Genomic DNA, 17,446 nt, shown 5'->3' with positions numbered 1-17,446 from the left:
CTCCTACAGGGTATGCGTACAGCGCATATCAATTCGTCTCGCCCTGCACCCGGTCCCTGCCCGCCTGCTTCGCCGCATACACCCCCGAGTCCGCCCTTAACAGCAGCGCGTCCGCGCCCTCGCCGACTCGCCAACTGGCAATCCCGAAACTCGCAGTGACGATCCCGACCTCGTCGATCGGCGAACTGCGCAAGCCTTGCCACAGCTCCAGGGCCAGTACATGCGCGTGCTCACCGTTAATGCCCGGGCACAGCACCATGAACTCTTCGCCACCCAATCGACAAAATACATCCGTGCGGCGCAGCCGATTGCCAATGCGCTCGCAGACGATCTGCAACACCCGATCACCCACGGCATGCCCATGCTGGTCATTGATGCGCTTGAAGTGGTCAATGTCGAGCATGATCACCGACAGTTCGCCGCTACCACGCTCGACCCGGGCCATTTCGGTGGTCAGACGCTCCTGGAAATAGCGCCGGTTGTGAATACCGGTGAGGGAGTCGGTGATCGACAGCGCCCGCAGCTCTTCTTCCACCCGCTTCATGTCGGAAATATCCGAGATGTAGCCATGCCAGAGCACGCCGCCGCCGGGCAGCTCTTCCGGCGTCGCCTCGCCGCGTACCCAACGCAAACCGCGCTGTGGCAGCTGCACGCGATACTCCTCGCGCCAAGGGCTGAGGGTGTCCGCCGAAGCGCGAATGGAGGCGCGCACACGGGTGGTGTCCTGGGGATGGATGCGCGTGAAGATCGCTTCGGCATTGAGTAGCAAAACGTCCGGTTCGAGCTCGTAGATTTCACGAATGCCATCGCTGGCATAGATGACGCTGAAGCGTCCGTCGAATTCCATCTTGAATTGATAGATGCCGCCGGGCACATGGGCACTGAGCTTCTTCAATAACAAGTCCCGCGCTGCGAGGGCTTCATGCACGCGTTTGCGTTCGGTGATATCGATGCACACCGCCAGATGGCCGACCCACAGGCCTTGCTCATCAAGCACCGGAGTCGCCAGCATGTTGACGATCAAATGGCTGCCGTCCCCCCGCACCAGCGTCCATTCCCGCGCCTCGTGCCCGGTGCCTTCGCCGCCCTCGACCAACATTGCATGACAGGTCGGGACCGGTTTGCCGAAACGTGCGCTAAGCTCTGCCGAGCGTGCCGCCAGTTCCCGGGGCAAGTGCAGGTTTTCCAGGGTCATGTGCCCAACCACTTCGGCGGCGGTATAGCCGAGCATCTGTTCGGCTCCGGCGTTAAAGGTGCTGATCACGCCCCGCAAATCCGTGGCGATGATCGCCACCTGGGTCGCCGCGTTCAGCACGCCGCGCAACTGGCCGTGGGTGCCACGCAGTTCCTGCTCCCGAGCGCGCAACTCTTCGGTCCTTTGCTCAACCATCTTCAGCGCTCGCTGCCGCTGGCTGACCAGTACGTATAGCAAGGCACTGAGCAGCATGCTGAGCGAACCACCGAGCACCACCAGCGTGGTCACCGATGAGTGGTTGGCCTTGAGAAACGCTTCGCTGGGCTGGATGTCGACCTGGTAATCATGATCGGCCATTCGCAACAGCCGGGTCGCCGACAACTCGCTGACGGCCGCTGTGTTTGGCGATTCATACAGCACTTCATGCTGATCATCGATGGACAGATCGAGAATACGCACTGACAGATAGTCACGCCCCGCTTCCGGCAAGCCGTCCGCCAGCAATTGGCGCATGCTGATCACGGCCATGACATAACCGAATGGTTTGGTCGTCGTCGGACTGTTGCCCGACATGACCGGAGCGACCAGCAGCACGCCCCGCGCATACGCCGGCTCGATACTCACCAGATGCATCGGTTGCGAGACGGCCATCTGGCCACTCTGGTCCGCTCGCTGCAATGTGGCACGACGCAACGGCTGGGCCAGCAAATCGTAACCGAGCGGCGCACCGAGTTTGCTTTGCGTCTGGCTGAACAGCACCACCACGTACTCGTCCCGCTCGCCAGCCAGTTGCAACTGGCCGTCGGCGTTGAGCTCGCGAAATGCAAAACTGCTCAAGCCTTCATCACGAACACGGCGTTCGAACGCTGCACGTTCGTCACGGCTCACCCGTTGCGCAAACGAGTACGCCTGGGTCCGGTGCAATAACGGTTGGGTATAGCCATTGAACTCCTCTCGGGAGACCGAATCGGAGTTGGCAAAGAACCGGCGCAGGCCGTCGAGGCGCTGCTCCTGATCTTGGAAGCGTTCTTCGATACGGCTATAACGCTCACTGGCCAGCAGTTGGAAGCGTTGCCGCAATTGCTGGTGAAACAGATTGAGGGTCGACCATGCCAGCAAGCCCGTGAGAATCCCGCCGACAAGCAAAACCAGAAGCGCGACCAGCCAGGCCGAGACATCTTCGCTGATAAAACCCAGGATTTTTGGGCGCACGGCGTGCAACGACATAAACGCAACTCAAAACGCCAGGTGCGGGAAAGCCCTTTGGCCCTGAGTTGAGTTATAGCTATTAGCCACTAATTTGACCAGTACAGAAAGAATCCACAGAGCCTTTTAAAATCAAGGCTCTGTGGATCCAACCCCTTCAGATATCAACGGGCCGTGATTTTCCAGGCGCGGTGAATCTTGGCGTTGCGGGAAAAATCCGGATCGATGGTCTGGGCGGTAATCTCTTCGACCGCGTAGCGCTCGCTGAGGTTGGGCTCCAGCTCGAACTTGCGGAAGTTGTTGGAGAAGTACAACACCCCACCCGGCGCCAGCCGAGCCATCGCGAGATCGATCAACTGCACCTGATCGCGTTGTACATCGAAAATCCCTTCCATGCGCTTGGAGTTGGAGAATGTCGGCGGGTCAATGAAGATCAGATCGTATTCGTCACGACTGGCGTCCAGCCAGGCCATCACATCGCCCTGCTCCAGACGGTTCTTGTCGGAAAAACCGTTCAGCGACAGATTGCGACGCGCCCAGTCAAGATAGGTTTTCGACAGGTCGACGCTGGTGGTGCTGCGTGCACCGCCCTTGGCCGCGTGCACGCTGGCCGTGGCGGTGTAGCAGAACAGATTGAGGAAGCGCTTGCCGGCCGCCTCTTTCTGAATGCGCATGCGCATAGGACGGTGGTCGAGGAACAGGCCGGTATCCAGGTAATCGGTGAGGTTGACCAACAGCTTCACGCCACCTTCGTTGACCTCGACGAACTTGCCCTGAGCCGCCTGGCGTTCATATTGCTTGGTGCCACTCTGACGCTCTCGGCGTTTGACCACCACGCGGCTCTTGTCGATGTTCAAAGCCTGCGGAATGGCGGCCAGGGCATCGAACATCCGCGCCGAGGCTTTTTCCGGATCGATGGATTTCGGCGCGGCGTATTCCTGGACGTGGACCCAATCGTGATACAGGTCGATGGCCATGGAATATTCCGGCATGTCGGCATCGTACACGCGATAGCAGTCGATGCCTTCGCGCTTGACCCACTTGCCCAAGGCCTTGAGGTTTTTTTGCAGGCGGTTGGCAAACATCTGCCCGCCTTCGCTCAGGCGCGGCTGCTCGACCACCGGGGCCGGCGCCGGCACGGGTTTGATCGGGTTGCCGTTTTTGTTGTACTTGCGCTCTTGCGGCTCGCTCGGCGCCTCGTCATAGGCCGCTTGCTCCCGTTCGGCCTGACGCTGTTCCGGGGTACGACGCTCGCCTGTGACGAACTGGTCGGGCAGCACCTTGATCAACAGCAGCTTGCACGGCAAGGCGCCGTTCCAGAACGAATACTGCTTGTGGCTGCGGATGCCCATGCGCTTGCCCAGATCCGGCGCGCCGGTAAAGACGGCGGCTTCCCAGTTCAGACAGGCCTGACGCAGACGCTCGCCGAGGTTCTGGTAAAGATAGAGCAGGCTCGCCTCGTCGCCCAGTCGCTCGCCGTATGGAGGGTTGCAGATCACCAGGCCTTTCTGGTTTTGATCCGGACGCGGCTCGAAAGTCGCGACTTCGCCCTGATAGATCTTGATCCACTCGCTGAGGCCGGCACGCTCGACGTTGTTGCGGCCCGGCTGAATCAGGCGCGGGTCGGCTTCGTAACCGCGAATCCACAACGGCGGCTTGGCCAGACCGGCGGCGGCGCGTTCGGACGCCTCTTCATGGAGCTTTTTCCACAGCGCCGGTACGTGACCCAGCCAGGCGGTGAATCCCCACTGCTCGCGACGCAGGTTCGGCGCGATGTCAGCAGCGATCATCGCCGCTTCCACCAGAAAGGTACCGACACCGCACATCGGGTCAGCCAGTGCGCCACCTTGCGCTGCGATACGTGGCCAGCCGGAACGGATCAGGATGGCGGCCGCGAGGTTTTCCTTCAGCGGCGCCGCGCCTTGCTGCAGGCGATAGCCGCGCTGGTGCAGGCTGTGGCCGGAGAGGTCGAGGGAAAGGATCGCTTCGCCGCGATCCAGGCGCAGGTGAATGCGCAGGTCCGGGTTGAGTTTGTCGATGGATGGACGGTCGCCCTGCGGGGTGCGCAGTTTGTCGACGATGGCATCCTTGACCTTCAAGGCACCGAAGTGGGTGTTGTCGATGCCCGAGCCGTGACCACTGAATTCGACGGCCAGGGTGCCGTCATTGAGCATGTGGTCTTGCCACTCGATGTCGAGCACGCCGTGGTAGAGGTCCTCGGCGTCTTTCATCGGGAAACGCTTGAGCACCAGCAATACCCGGTTGGCCAGGCGCGACCACAGGCACAGGCGATAAGCGGTTTCCATGGTGGCCATGCCGCGCACGGCAGAGGTGTGCTCACGTGCTTCCTCAAGGCCAAGCCCGACGGCTTCCTCGATGAGCAGGCCTTCAAGGCCTTTTGGGCAAGTGAGGAAGAGTTCGAAACGATCGGACATGAGAATTCGGAGCCTTTGGCTGAGTGGCCCGACAACGCATTGCCGGACCGGTTTTCAATCAGGCGCTTTTCTCGAAGAGCGCCCGCGTGGCACGAAGGTGTGCCGTCCCACCCCTGCTGCCCGGGTTAAATGAGCTTAGATGCAAGGACAGATAAAAAAGTTGATGCAACAAAATGACATAAGTCGACCCTTCGTCGAATAGTGCTTCCCGGCAACGGGAGGCATTCTCACCAAAGGATTAACCTGATCATGCTGTGCGGGGCCGATCATACCGGGGTTTACCTGAAAAATACCCAGCTAACATACGGTTACTTATGGCCATAGCACATGAACAGTTACGTCCTTATGACAAAACGATCATTCCCTCGATGTGACGCATTGGTTAGAACTCAACTCAGGTTGGCACCGCAATGGCGCCAACACCTTGGCTCGTCACGCCGGCAACGAGCCCCCAACGGCAGAGTTTTTCTGCCAGACCTCAATTGAGGTCGACGCGATAAATACAGTCAACAAGTGAGGGCAACACCCTATGAGAAGACTTAAGCGTGATCCGTTGGAAAGAGCATTTTTGCGCGGATATCAATATGGCGTTGGTGGCAAATCCCGTGAGCTTTGCCCATTTACTCTACCGTCGGTACGTCAAGCCTGGATTAACGGCTGGCGAGAAGGACGCGGCGACAACTGGGACGGTATGACCGGCACTGCGGGAATCCACAGACTCAACGAACTTCACGCCGTCGGCTAATTACAGGGCACAACACTCCGACACGACAATCTGATTTTGTACTGAATTAACCACGCACGTCCCATCCGGACGGCGGGCTGCGGCCCAGGGGCTCCTTTGAAGGGGCCCTTTTTTATGCTTGCTCCAAAGCAAGGAAAACCTGTTTTTGTGGCAAGGGAGCTTGCTCCCGCCCGGTTGCGAAGCAATCGTAAACCCGGTGTTCTCAATCAATTTGACTTACTGAAGCGGGTGCTTTGGGCTGCTTCGCAGCGGGAGCAAGCTCCCTCGCCACAAAAGCTCCCTTGAGCCTTCAGCGCAGGGCAGCGATTGCGTCTACGGATTCACGAATCAGCGCCGGGCCTTTATAGATGAAGCCGGAGTAGATCTGCACCAGGCTCGCACCGGCAGTGATCTTCTCTGCCGCATGTTTGCCTTCAGTGATGCCACCGGCAGCAATGATCGGCAGGCGGCCGCCCAACTCCGCCGCCAACACCTTCACGGTGTGGGTGCTCTTGTCGCGAACCGGTGCACCGGACAGGCCGCCCGCCTCGTCACCATGCTCCATGCCCTCGACGCCGACACGGCTCAAGGTGGTATTGGTGGCGATGACCGCGTCCATTCCGGTTTCTATCAACGCTTGCGCAACCTGCGCAGTTTCTTCGTCAGTCATGTCCGGGGCGATCTTGATGGCCAGGGGCACGTGTTTGCCGTGACGCAGCGCCAGTTCAGCGCGACGCGTGGCAAGGTCGGCCAACAGTTGCTTGAGCGAATCGCCGAATTGCAGGCTGCGCAGGCCCGGTGTGTTCGGCGAGCTGACGTTGACCGTCACGTAGCTGGCGTGGGCGTAGACCTTGTCCAGGCAAATCAGGTAATCGTCAACCGCGCGCTCGACCGGGGTATCGAAGTTCTTGCCGATGTTGATGCCCAGCACGCCCTTGTACTTGGCGGCTGCCACACGGGCCAACAGGTGATCGACGCCAAGGTTGTTGAAGCCCATTCGGTTGATGATGGCCTCGGCTTCCGGCAATCGGAAAATCCGTGGTTTCGGATTACCCGGTTGCGGACGCGGGGTTATGGTGCCTATTTCGACAAAACCGAAACCCAATTGGGCGAAACCGTCAATGGCCGCGCCGTTTTTGTCCAGGCCGGCGGCCAGCCCCACCGGATTCGGAAAATCCAGGCCCATGACGTTGACCGGCATCTTCGCCGGTGCCTTGCACAGCAAGCCGTTAAGGCCCAAACGTCCGCCCGCGCCGATCAGGTCCAGGGACAGATCGTGGGAGGTTTCCGGGGAAAGTTTGAACAACAGCTGACGGGCCAGGGTGTACATGGGCGGATTTGACTCGATTGGCGGCGAAATGAGGCGGCGATTATAGCCGGGGTTGAGGTTGGCGGGCGATCTCTTTGCCGTGAATCCCGGGATGGCATATGCCTTGCACCCATCTAAGCATCAGCACGCAGGCCAACGGCGGAATGCGTGCAAGGACAACGGCGTCGTCACGCGGCCTTGCGGGTATCAGGTCTGGGACGACGTTTTTTTTGAAGGTGCGAAATCGATGAACGAACCATCAGCCGGCCCTCTGGCCTGGGTCAATGGCAGCGATGCCCCGGAAAAGACCGAAATCAACCTCGGCTTCATGGCCTTGAGCGACTGCGCCTCGGTGGTTGTCGCCGCGACTCAGGGCTTCGCCCAACCTTACGGCTTGACCCTGAACCTCAAGCGCCAGTCGTCGTGGGCCAACCTGCGGGACAAACTGGTGAGCGGTGAACTCGATGCCGCCCATAGCCTGTACGGTTTGATCTACGCCGTGCACCTGGGTATCGGCGGCGTGGCAGCGACCGACATGGCCGTGCTCATGGGCCTGAACCAGAACGGCCAGAGCATCAATCTCTCCCATGGCTTGCAGGGCCTTGGCGTGACCGGTCCTGAGGCACTTCACCGGCACGTGCACCAAACTCGCCCAAAATTGACGTTCGCCCAGACCTTTCCCACTGGCACCCATGCCATGTGGCTGTATTACTGGCTCGCCAGCCAGGGCATTCATCCGTTGCTGGAGGTCGACAGTGTGGTGGTACCACCGCCGCAAATGGTCGCGCACCTGCAGGCGGGACGCATCGACGGTTTCTGCGTCGGCGAGCCCTGGTCCGCCAGCGCCGTGCAACAGGACCTCGGTTTTACCCTGGCGACCACCCAGACCATCTGGCCCGATCATCCGGAAAAAGTCCTCGGCTGCACCCGCGCCTTCGTCGAGCAATACCCCAACACCGCCCGGGCACTGGTGATGGCGATCCTGGAAGCCAGTCGTTTTATCGAAGACAGTCTCGAAAACCGCCGCAGCACTGCGCAATTGCTCAGCGCGCCACAGTACCTCGACGCCCCACTGGCATGCATCGAACCGCGTCTGCTGGGCGACTACGACGACGGCCTGGACAATCGCTGGCACGACCCGCATGCCATGCGTTTTCATGGTGACGGTGAAGTGAACTTGCCGTATCTGTCCGATGGCATGTGGTTCATGACCCAGTTCCGTCGCTGGGGGCTGTTGCGCGATGACCCGGATTACCTCGCGATAGCCCGTCAGGTTCAGCAACTGGACTTGTACCGTGAGGCCGCCAGCGCCGTCGGTGTCGCATCGCTGGGCAAAGAGATGCGTAGCAGCCAGTTGATCGATGGCAAGGTCTGGAACGGTTCGGACCCCGCCGGCTATGCGCGCAGCTTCAAACTGCACGCCATGAGCGACAACTCGCCCCGACTCGCCAACTGCTGACAGGAGACTGCAAACATGTTGCGTATCCTGCTGATCAACGATACTGCGAAAAAAGTCGGACGCCTGAAAGCGGCCCTCACCGAAGCCGGCTTCGAGGTCATCGACGAGTCAGGCCTGACCATCGACCTGCCTGAACGCGTCGAAACGGTGCGTCCGGACGTGATTCTGATCGATACCGAGTCACCGAGCCGCGATGTCATGGAACAAGTGGTGCTCGTCAGCCGGGACCAGCCACGCCCCATCGTGATGTTTACCGACGAGCACGACCCCGGCGTGATGCGCCAGGCGATCAAGTCCGGGGTCAGCGCCTACATCGTCGAGGGCATCCATGCCCAACGCTTGCAGCCGATTCTGGATGTGGCCATGGCCCGCTTCGAAAGTGACCAGGCCCTGCGCGCCCAACTGCACGCCCGCGATCAGCAACTGGCCGAGCGCAAGCGCATCGAACTGGCCAAAGGGCTGCTGATGAAAATGAAGGACTGCAACGAGGAAGAGGCCTACACCCTGATGCGCCGCCAGGCCATGAGCCGCCAGCAGAAGCTGATTCAGGTGGCGGAGCAGATTATCGCGATGAGTGAACTGCTCGGCTGACACGACCACCGTGGCGAGGGAGCTTGCTCCCGCTGGGCTGCGTAGCGGTCCCCAAAACCTGCGATTTCAGTGAATCAGGCACAACTCGGTCACAGGATTCAAGACGGCTTCAACACCGAGCGGGAGCAAGCTCCCTCGCCACAAAAACGACTTGTTGGCACAGATCTCGCTAAGTAAATCCCACAGGTAACCAACGGCGGTTGCCCAATCTACGACAAAGACGTCGCTCACCGTATTTGCCTCCCGGCGAATCAGGTGGCGGCGTTTTTTTGTTTTGGCTCCCGTTCGAGACTCCTATCAGCTGAGGTGCGCGATGAATTCAAGCTTCTGGAAATCCGGCCATACCCCAACCCTGTTCGCGGCGTTCCTCTACTTCGACCTGAGCTTCATGGTCTGGTACCTGCTCGGCCCCCTGGCAGTGCAGATCGCCGGTGACTTGCACCTGACCACTCAACAGCGCGGGCTTGTCGTCGCTACGCCGATTCTGGCCGGTGCCGTACTGCGGTTTGTAATGGGCATGCTGGCTGATCGCCTGTCTCCCAAAACTGCCGGCCTGATCGGGCAAGTCATCGTCATCTGCGCCCTGTTCGGTGCCTGGAAACTCGGCATCCACAGTTACGAGCAAGCGCTGCTGCTGGGACTGTTCCTCGGCATGGCGGGCGCGTCCTTCGCCGTGGCCCTGCCTCTGGCGTCGCAATGGTATCCGCCGCAGCACCAGGGCAAAGCCATGGGCATCGCGGGTGCGGGCAACTCGGGCACCGTCCTTGCCGCGCTGATTGCGCCGGTGCTGGCAGCGGCGTTTGGCTGGAGCAACGTGTTCGGCTTCGCGCTGATCCCGTTGATCCTGACACTGATCGTGTTCGCCTGGCTGGCCAAGAATGCCCCTGAACGGCCCAAAGCCAAGTCAATGGCCGATTACTTCAAAGCCCTGGGCGACCGCGACAGCTGGTGGTTCATGTTCTTCTACAGCGTGACCTTCGGCGGTTTCATCGGCCTGGCCAGCGCACTGCCCGGCTACTTCAACGACCAATACGGCCTGAACCCGGTCACCGCGGGTTACTACACCGCCGCCTGCGTATTCGGTGGCAGTCTGATGCGTCCGCTGGGCGGTGCTCTGGCGGATCGCTTCGGCGGCATCCGCACCTTGCTGGGGATGTACACCGTGGCGGCGATCTGCATTGCTGCCGTCGGCTTCAATTTGCCAAGCTCCTATGCCGCCCTGGCGCTTTTCGTCTGCACCATGCTTGGCCTGGGTGCAGGCAACGGTGCGGTTTTCCAGTTGGTCCCTCAGCGTTTTCGCCGCGAAATCGGGGTTATGACCGGTCTGATCGGCATGGCTGGCGGCATCGGTGGTTTTGCCTTGGCAGCAGGCATGGGCGCAATCAAACAAAGCACCGGCAGTTACCAGCTGGCATTGTGGCTGTTCGCCAGTCTGGCGGTGCTCGCGTGGTTTGGCCTGCACGGCGTAAAACGTCGCTGGAGAACCACCTGGGGTTCGGCAGCCGTGACCGCTGCGCGGGTTTGAGGTCTTAAATGAGCCTGCAATTGAGCTTCGCTGAAGCCAGCGCCACCGGCCCTCGCGAAGAGAATCAGGACGCCTTGCGTCTGGTGACGCCCGCCCCGGCACTGGCGGCGAGCAAGGGCTACCTGTTCGCCATCGCCGACGGCGTCAGCCAGTGCGCCGATGGTGGCCTGGCCGCCCGATCGACATTGCAGGCGCTGGCGCTGGACTACTACGCCACCCCGGAAACCTGGGGCGTCGCACAAGCCCTTGATCGCCTGCTGCTGGCGCAAAACCGCTGGCTTCAGGCCAACGGTGGCGGACAACCGCTATTGACCACTGTGAGCGCCCTGGTGCTGCGTGGCAGGCGATTTACCCTGGCTCACGTCGGTGATTGCCGGGTGTATCGCTGGCACGCCGATCAATTGCAGCGCATCAGCGAAGATCACGTCTGGGATCAGCCGGGCATGCAGCATGTGCTCAAGCGGGCACTTGGACTGGATCAACACCTGGTGCTGGATTTCCTCGACGGTGAATTGCGCCTCGATGAGAGCTTCGTGCTGCTCAGCGATGGGATCTGGGCGGTCCTGGGCGACACCGCCATTGCTGCGATCCTGCGTGATCAGCCGGACCTCGATAGCGCTGCGCAGACGCTGGTTCATGCAGCGCATCTGGCCGGCAGCCAAGACAACGCCAGTGCCCTGCTGGTGCGGGTCGATGGCCTCGGTGAAAGCAGTATCGGTGATGCCTTGATTCACCTGCAGCAATGGCCCCTGCCGCCACCGCTGAAGCCTGGACAGCCGTTCGAAGGCTGGCAAGTGGAAGGGATACTTGGCCAGAGCCAGCAGTCGTTGCTTTATCGCGTGCGTGACAGCCAGCAACAACCGTGGCTGTTGAAAACCTTGCCCGGCCATCTGCACGACGATCACCAGGCCGGGCAAGCCTTGCTGTCGGAGGAATGGTTTCTCAAACGCGTGGCCGGTCGGCATTTTCCTGAGGTGCATGCCGCCAGCCAGCGTCAGCATTTGTACTACGTGATGCGCGAATACTCCGGGACGACCCTGGCGCAACTGCATTCGCAGACCGGACCACTGCCGCTGGCTCAGTGGCAGGACCTGGCTGAACGCCTGCTCAAAGCGCTCGGAATGTTGCACCGACGGCAGATTTTCCACCGCGATATCAAACCGGAAAACCTGCTGCTCAGTGACGACGGCGAACTGCGCTTGCTGGACTTCGGCCTCGCCTTCTGTCCCGGCCTGTCTGAAGACCAGCCCGCTGCTCTTCCCGGAACGCCCAGTTTCATTGCGCCGGAAGCATTTCGCGGCGAACCGCCGACACCGCAACAGGACCTGTATGCGGTCGGCGTGACGTTGTTTTATCTGCTGACCGGGCATTTTCCCTATGGCGAAATCGAAGCGTTCCAACGACCACGGTTCGGCAGGCCAGTCAGCGCCAGCCGCTATCGCCCCGATCTGCCGGAATGGATAACACAAAGCCTGGAACGCGCGGTTGCCGCCGATCCTGGTCAACGTTTTGAAACGGCGGAGGAATGGCTGCTGCTGATCGAACAAGGCGAGCGGCACAGCTTGAATGTGCGCCCTCGCCCGCTGCTGGAACGCGAACCGCTGAAGGTGTGGCGGTCGTTGGCGCTGATGTCGCTGCTGGCGAACCTGGTGCTGTTGTTTGCGGTATTTCATGGCTGATTTCAACTGAGGAACACACGATGAGCGCAAAAGTCTGGCTGGTGGGCGCGGGCCCGGGTGATCCGGAACTGTTGACTCTCAAGGCTGCAAGGGCACTGAGGGAAGCGGATGTGGTGCTGATCGATGACCTGGTGAATGCCGCGGTCCTCGAACATTGCCAGCAGGCGCGAATCATTCCCGTGGGTAAACGCGGCGGATGCCGGTCCACGCCGCAAGCGTTCATTCATCGCTTGATGCTGCGTTACGCGCGTCAGGGTAAATGCGTGGTGCGACTCAAGGGGGGTGATCCGTGCATTTTCGGACGCGGCGGTGAAGAAGCGCAGTGGCTGCGTGAGCGCGGGGTTGAGGTGGAACTGGTCAACGGCATCACGGCCGGGCTCGCTGGCGCCACGCAATGCGATATCCCGTTGACGCTACGCGGTGTAGCGCGCGGGGTGACACTGGTCACCGCGCACACGCAAGACGGCAGCAGCCTGAACTGGCAGGCACTGGCCCAGGGCGGTACGACGCTGGTGATTTACATGGGTGTGGCCAAGCTCAGTGAAATTCGCCAGCAACTGCTGGCCGGAGGCATGGCGGTAAACACGCCAGTGGCAATGATTGAAAACGCGTCGTTGCCCCATCAGCGCGAATGTCGCAGTGATCTGGCAGCAATGGAGGAAGATGCCCGTCGTTTCGAACTGAAGAGCCCGGCGATCCTGGTGATCGGCAGCGTGGCGGCCCGTGCCGTGCAAGACTGCGATTTCCCCGCGATCACAGCCGATGGACTGGCCTGAATCCCCCGACTTACTCCGCTCCGACCAAATCGCAGACAAAGAAAAGCCCGGCCTGAGCCGGGCTTTTCTCGCAGCTGCGGGCTAATTACTTAGCTTGAGCTTCAACCTGCGCTTCTACGCGACGGTTTACAGCGCGACCATCTTCAGTCTTGTTGTCAGCAACTGGGCGGGATTCGCCGTAGCCAACAGACTGAACGCGGGACGATTCAACACCGTACTGGTTGGTCAGAACTTGCTTAACGGCGTTTGCACGACGCTCGGACAGTTTCTGGTTGTAAGCGTCAGGACCGACGGAGTCAGTGTGACCTTCAACAGTAGTGGTGGTGGATGGGTACTGCTTCATGAAGTCAGCCAGGTTCTTGATGTCGCCGTAGCTGTTTGGCTTGACTACCGACTTGTCGAAGTCGAATTTCACGTCCAGCTCAACACGTACAACTTCAGCAACTGCTGGGCAGCCATCAGCGTCAACAGTTACGTTGGCTGGGGTGTCAGGGCACTTGTCAACGTTGTCGCAAACGCCATCGTTGTCGCTGTCGGAGCAAACTTCAGCTGGTGCTGGAACTGGAGCAGCAGCAGGCTTGGAGCCGCCACCGAAGTTCACACCGATACCGACGCTAGGAGCCCACTCGGTGTTGCCCTGGTCGATGTTGTACTGAGCTTCAACGCCGGCACGGGCGTAGAAGTTGTCGGTGAAGTACAGCTTGGCGCCGCCACCAACGTTGGCGAAGGTGGAACGGTCACGACCGTTCGAACCGTTCTGGTCGATGCTCTGGTCGGAGAAACCGGCCGAGACGTAAGGACGCAGCATGTCGCCTGGGTTGTTGAAGTGGTACAGAGCGTCCAGAGCGGTGTTGGCGCCCTTCACGTTCTTGCCGTCGTCGGCACGTACGTTATGCACTTCGTCGTAGGCCAGACGCAGTTCAACGTCGTCGGTCAGGAAGTAACCAACCGAACCACCGAACAGGTTGCCGTCGTTTTTGAAGTTGCGAGTGCTGTCAAAGTACTCTTTCTTTGCGAAGCCTTCGATTTCAACTGCGCCTTGGCCCTGTGCCAGAGCGCCGAACGAAGTGGCGGCAATAAGAGAACCAATGGCCAAGCCCAAGGTGTTTTTCAGTTTCATCCGTTAAATCCCCATCTGGTGATTGTGAAGCAGTCCCGCAAACCGGGGGACAACTCGGCGGCAAGTCTATCAGAACTTGCCTACACGTAAGAGATATTTGCGCCGAACTAAGTTTCAGCAATGCCTGCAAATTTCTCACGCAATTTATCTAGAGCGCGTTTGTACCGCATTTTTGTTGCACTCAAGCCCATATGCATGATGTCTGCGATCTCCTGAAACTCCAGCTCTGCGACAAATCGTAGCACCAGAATTTCACGGTCAATCGGATTCACATACACCAGCCAGCGATCAAGTCCACCCTTCTCCTCGGGTTTCGGCGCCTTTTCTTCAGACGCTTCTTCGAGGGGGTCCAGACTCAATGCGTCCATCAAGCGACGCTTTCGCCGTTCCTTCCGATACTGCGTAATGCACTCGTTGTACGTGATGCTATACAGCCATGTCTTGAACTTGGATTTGCCTTCGAAGTTCTTCAGGCCGTACAGCACCTTCAACATGACTTCCTGACAGACATCGTCTGCGTCGCGATCGTTCCCGAGATATCGTGCACAGACGTTAAATAATGTTCGTTGGTAACGCCGCATCAATTCTTCATAGGCGCGCGTTACGTGAAACAGCTCGGAATGCGAGCGCGCGACCAACTCCTCATCAGAGAGCTCGCGGGGGTCGTAGCGCATGGATAGCGATTGGGCTTTATTCAAAACAAGTCGGGCCGACAGTCAGGTCAATGTCCGCCGCAGCCAGCATCAGGCGGCATTTTGCGGCGGCATACATTAGCAGGGTTTGCCGGGTTAGCGGCTACTCACATGCTGCTCAAGCAGGATCCGATTGGAGAGAGAGACTAGCTCACCCTCATCGGTCAGCAATGTGGTTTTAACCGTGCCGATCTCTTCGATCTGCCCTTCGACCTCTCCAACTCGCACTTGTTGCCCAACCTCATACAACTCACGCACATAGATTCCCGCAAGAATCTGACCCGCAATTTCCCGACTTCCCAAACCCATGGCCAGCGCAACTGCCAGACCAACGGTAATCAAAACGATCACGATCACGTGATTGAGCAGGTCAGTCTTGACCTCCAACTGACTGATCGCCACCGAGATGCTGATGATGATCACCAGGCCCTGGGCAATTCGCCCCAACCCGGAAGCGTAGTCCAGTCCTACGCCTTCTGCCGCTCCACGCACCAGCCCATTGGCCAGTTGCGCCAGTAATACACCCACCAGCAACACCAGCGCGGCGCCGAATACCTTAGGCAAATACAGCGCTAGCATATCCAGCGTAGCTGAAACTCTCTCAAGTCCAAGGGATTCTGCGGCAGAAACCAGAAAAATCAGCAGAACGAACCAATAGACGATTTTTCCGATCAATGTGGAGATCGGTACTTGCAGCCCGGCGCGGGACAGCAGCTTGGTCAGACCGGTGCCGCCCATCAGGCGATCCAGGCCGAGCTTGGCGAGCAACTTCGAAAGCAGCGTGTCCAGCAACTTGGCCACGACAAAGCCCAACAGCAGCACAACCAGTGCGCCGAACAGGTTCGGAATGAAGTTGGCAATCTTGGTCCATAACGCAGTCATTGCAGTGACGAGGCTCTGTGTCCAGAGATCAAGTTCCATATTCAATCAGCCTTATCAGCAGTGCGAGCGGTAGGTTTACGAAGACGGGACACCGGCGCGATGTGGGCCGATCCGTTATTCAGGGCGATCATCAGCGCGGGCAACCAACGGCCCAGCAGGCTGAACAGATCACCGGCGCCGACCTGGCGGTTGGCGGTTTTCAGTACGCGCCCCAGGCATGCATCGTCGTCCCGGGTCGACGGCGAGGCCTTGAGCATGTCACGCAAAGACTGTTCAAACGGATCGTGCATACGCACCTCTCGTGATGTCTGTGAAAGACGCGGTGAAATTTGCTCGGGTCACATGGCTCTCCATCAGACCCAGCGCAAACGTCGGTATAACCACCACTGCCCCAACGCCACCGAAACCACCAACAGGCACGCGATCAGGAAACCATACGGGCTCGCGGAAAATGGAATGCCGCCGACGTTGATGCCCAAAAGCCCGGTCAAAAAACTCATCGGCAAAAAGATCCCGGTGATGACGCCGAAGCGATACATCGTGCGATTCATGCGCACGCTCAATCGCCGGTCTTCGGCCTCCAACACAAGCCCCACGCGCTCTCGGGTCAATTCGAGCTCTTCAAGATAGCGGGTCAGGCTGTTGTTCAATTCGTTCCAGTAATCGCCATCATCCTCGACAAACCAGGGCAACTTGAGCCGTGTCAGCTGAGCAAAAATATCCCTCTGCGGAGCGAGAAAGCGCTTCAACGCAGCGGCCCGGCGGCGGATCTGCAAGATCGCTCCGTGCTCCGGTGTATACCGTTCGTCGGTATCGAGCTTTTCTTCTTCCTCATCGACCACTTCCGAGAGGCAACTGACCAGATCCTGCACCTTGTTGGTCAGGTACTGCGCCATGTAGAGAATCAGCTCGGAGGCGGTTTTCGGTCCCTTGCCCAGCTCCAGTTGCACCAGCAGTTCTTCGGTGGCGCGCAGCGGCCGCAAACGCAAGGAAATGACCCGCTTCGCAGAACCGAAGATCCGTACGGAGACCATGTCTTCAGGCTCAGCCCCCGGATTGAGGTTGACTCCACGCAAAAATAGCAGCAGTTCGCTGTCGGAAAGCTGTAAAAGGCGCGGACGAGTATTCTCTTCCAGCAGCAGATCACAGCTGAATTCACTCAAACCGCTGGATTTGCGCAACCAGGTCTGGGTTTGCGGGTGACTGCGATCCCAATGCAGCCACAGGCTTTCATGAGCCTGCAGCTGCAATTCATCAAGTTCAGTCCGGGCTATCGAACGCGCGCCGCCTTTACCGTCCAGCACCAGGGCGTGGACCAGCCCCCATTGCGCGTTTTCTTCCTCGAACATCCGCACTCCTTCAGTCAATCGGGGATTTTACTCAGGCATTTTCAGCGGGCTGGGCGAGATGATCACGCCGTTGTTATCCGCATAGATGTAGTGGCCGGGATGGAAGGTCACGCCAGCGAAAGTCACGGCCACGTTGAGGTCGCCGAGACCGCGCTTGTCGGTCTTCATCGGGTGGCTGGCCAGGGCCTGCACCCCCAGATCGGTTTGGGCGATGACGTCGACGTCACGAATGCAACCGTAGATCACCAGGCCTTCCCAGCCATTTTTGGCGGCTTTCTCGGCGATCATGTCGCCCAGTAACGCGCGACGCAGGGAACCGCCTCCATCGACCACCAGCACCTTGCCGTTGCCCTTGAGTTCGGCTTGCTCCTTGACCAGAGAGTTGTCTTCGAAGCACTTGATGGTCACGATTTCGCCGCCGAAGGAATCACGGCCGCCGAAATTGCTGAACATCGGTTCCAGCACCTGCACCAGCTCCGGGTAGGCGTCGCACAGGTCAGGCGT

At 59.5% G+C, this 17,446-nt stretch carries 15 protein-coding genes; 6 read left to right on the top strand and 9 right to left on the bottom strand.

The window, feature by feature from the left end; all coding sequences use genetic code 11:
• Positions 1-28: 28 nt before the first annotated feature.
• Together D8U69_RS18080 and rlmKL are read right to left on the bottom strand one after the other, a co-directional pair.
• On the bottom strand, positions 29-2,422 hold the full coding sequence (locus D8U69_RS18080; RefSeq protein ID WP_130906147.1) for a GGDEF domain-containing protein: 2,394 nt from the start codon (positions 2,420-2,422) through the stop codon (positions 29-31).
• 143 nt (positions 2,423-2,565) lie between these two features.
• Entirely contained in the window at positions 2,566-4,836 is a 2,271-nt protein-coding gene (rlmKL, locus tag D8U69_RS18075; protein ID WP_130907838.1) for a bifunctional 23S rRNA (guanine(2069)-N(7))-methyltransferase RlmK/23S rRNA (guanine(2445)-N(2))-methyltransferase RlmL, read from the bottom strand.
• Positions 4,837-5,365: 529 nt separating this feature from the next.
• On the opposite strand from rlmKL, the gene D8U69_RS18070 reads away from it, so the two are divergent.
• Entirely contained in the window at positions 5,366-5,581 is a 216-nt protein-coding gene (locus tag D8U69_RS18070; RefSeq protein ID WP_003223300.1) for a ribosome modulation factor, read from the top strand.
• 289 nt (positions 5,582-5,870) lie between these two features.
• Here the strand turns inward: D8U69_RS18070 and D8U69_RS18065 are convergent, their stop codons facing one another.
• On the bottom strand, positions 5,871-6,890 hold the full coding sequence (locus D8U69_RS18065; RefSeq protein ID WP_056856969.1) for a quinone-dependent dihydroorotate dehydrogenase: 1,020 nt from the start codon (positions 6,888-6,890) through the stop codon (positions 5,871-5,873).
• Between the two features lie 226 nt (positions 6,891-7,116).
• Here D8U69_RS18065 and D8U69_RS18060 point away from each other — a divergent pair, with 226 nt between their 5' ends.
• From D8U69_RS18060 to cobA, 5 genes are all read left to right on the top strand, one after another.
• Positions 7,117-8,328, top strand: coding sequence for a CmpA/NrtA family ABC transporter substrate-binding protein (locus D8U69_RS18060; RefSeq protein WP_130907837.1), 1,212 nt, complete (start codon positions 7,117-7,119; stop codon positions 8,326-8,328).
• Positions 8,329-8,343: 15 nt separating this feature from the next.
• Positions 8,344-8,919, top strand: a complete 576-nt coding sequence (locus D8U69_RS18055; protein WP_056856968.1) for an ANTAR domain-containing response regulator — start codon at positions 8,344-8,346, stop codon at positions 8,917-8,919.
• Positions 8,920-9,232: 313 nt separating this feature from the next.
• Positions 9,233-10,444 carry a nitrate/nitrite transporter gene (locus D8U69_RS18050; RefSeq protein ID WP_056856967.1) on the top strand — a complete coding sequence of 404 codons (1,212 nt, stop codon included), beginning with the start codon at positions 9,233-9,235 and terminating at the stop codon, positions 10,442-10,444.
• A gap of 8 nt (positions 10,445-10,452) precedes the next feature.
• Entirely contained in the window at positions 10,453-12,123 is a 1,671-nt protein-coding gene (locus tag D8U69_RS18045; RefSeq protein WP_130907836.1) for a bifunctional protein-serine/threonine kinase/phosphatase, read from the top strand.
• Between the two features lie 20 nt (positions 12,124-12,143).
• Positions 12,144-12,899, top strand: coding sequence for a uroporphyrinogen-III C-methyltransferase (cobA, locus tag D8U69_RS18040; RefSeq protein WP_130906142.1), 756 nt, complete (start codon positions 12,144-12,146; stop codon positions 12,897-12,899).
• Between the two features lie 85 nt (positions 12,900-12,984).
• Here cobA and D8U69_RS18035 read toward each other — a convergent pair whose 3' ends face one another.
• The 6 genes from D8U69_RS18035 to rraA form a co-directional block, all read right to left on the bottom strand.
• Positions 12,985-14,019, bottom strand: coding sequence for an OmpA family protein (locus tag D8U69_RS18035; RefSeq protein WP_056856964.1), 1,035 nt, complete (start codon positions 14,017-14,019; stop codon positions 12,985-12,987).
• A gap of 107 nt (positions 14,020-14,126) precedes the next feature.
• On the bottom strand, positions 14,127-14,717 hold the full coding sequence (sigX, locus tag D8U69_RS18030) for an RNA polymerase sigma factor SigX (RefSeq protein ID WP_082557687.1): 591 nt from the start codon (positions 14,715-14,717) through the stop codon (positions 14,127-14,129).
• A gap of 90 nt (positions 14,718-14,807) precedes the next feature.
• Entirely contained in the window at positions 14,808-15,632 is an 825-nt protein-coding gene (locus tag D8U69_RS18025; protein ID WP_028621382.1) for a mechanosensitive ion channel domain-containing protein, read from the bottom strand.
• Between the two features lie 2 nt (positions 15,633-15,634).
• Positions 15,635-15,883: a hypothetical protein gene (locus D8U69_RS18020; protein WP_056856962.1), complete on the bottom strand. Its 249-nt coding sequence runs from the start codon at positions 15,881-15,883 to the stop codon at positions 15,635-15,637.
• Between the two features lie 63 nt (positions 15,884-15,946).
• A complete protein-coding gene (locus D8U69_RS18015) occupies positions 15,947-16,942 on the bottom strand; it encodes a zinc transporter ZntB (RefSeq protein WP_056856961.1) in 996 nt (331 codons plus the stop codon).
• A 27-nt stretch (positions 16,943-16,969) separates the two neighbouring features.
• Positions 16,970-17,446 (bottom strand): ribonuclease E activity regulator RraA (gene rraA / locus D8U69_RS18010; protein WP_130907835.1); only part of this gene is annotated, 477 nt, incomplete at its 5' end.

The organism is Pseudomonas sp. Sample_16, from assembly GCF_004307665.1.
In the GTDB taxonomy this organism is placed as follows: domain Bacteria; phylum Pseudomonadota; class Gammaproteobacteria; order Pseudomonadales; family Pseudomonadaceae; genus Aquipseudomonas.
This window is presented reverse-complemented; position numbering and strand designations above follow the sequence as displayed.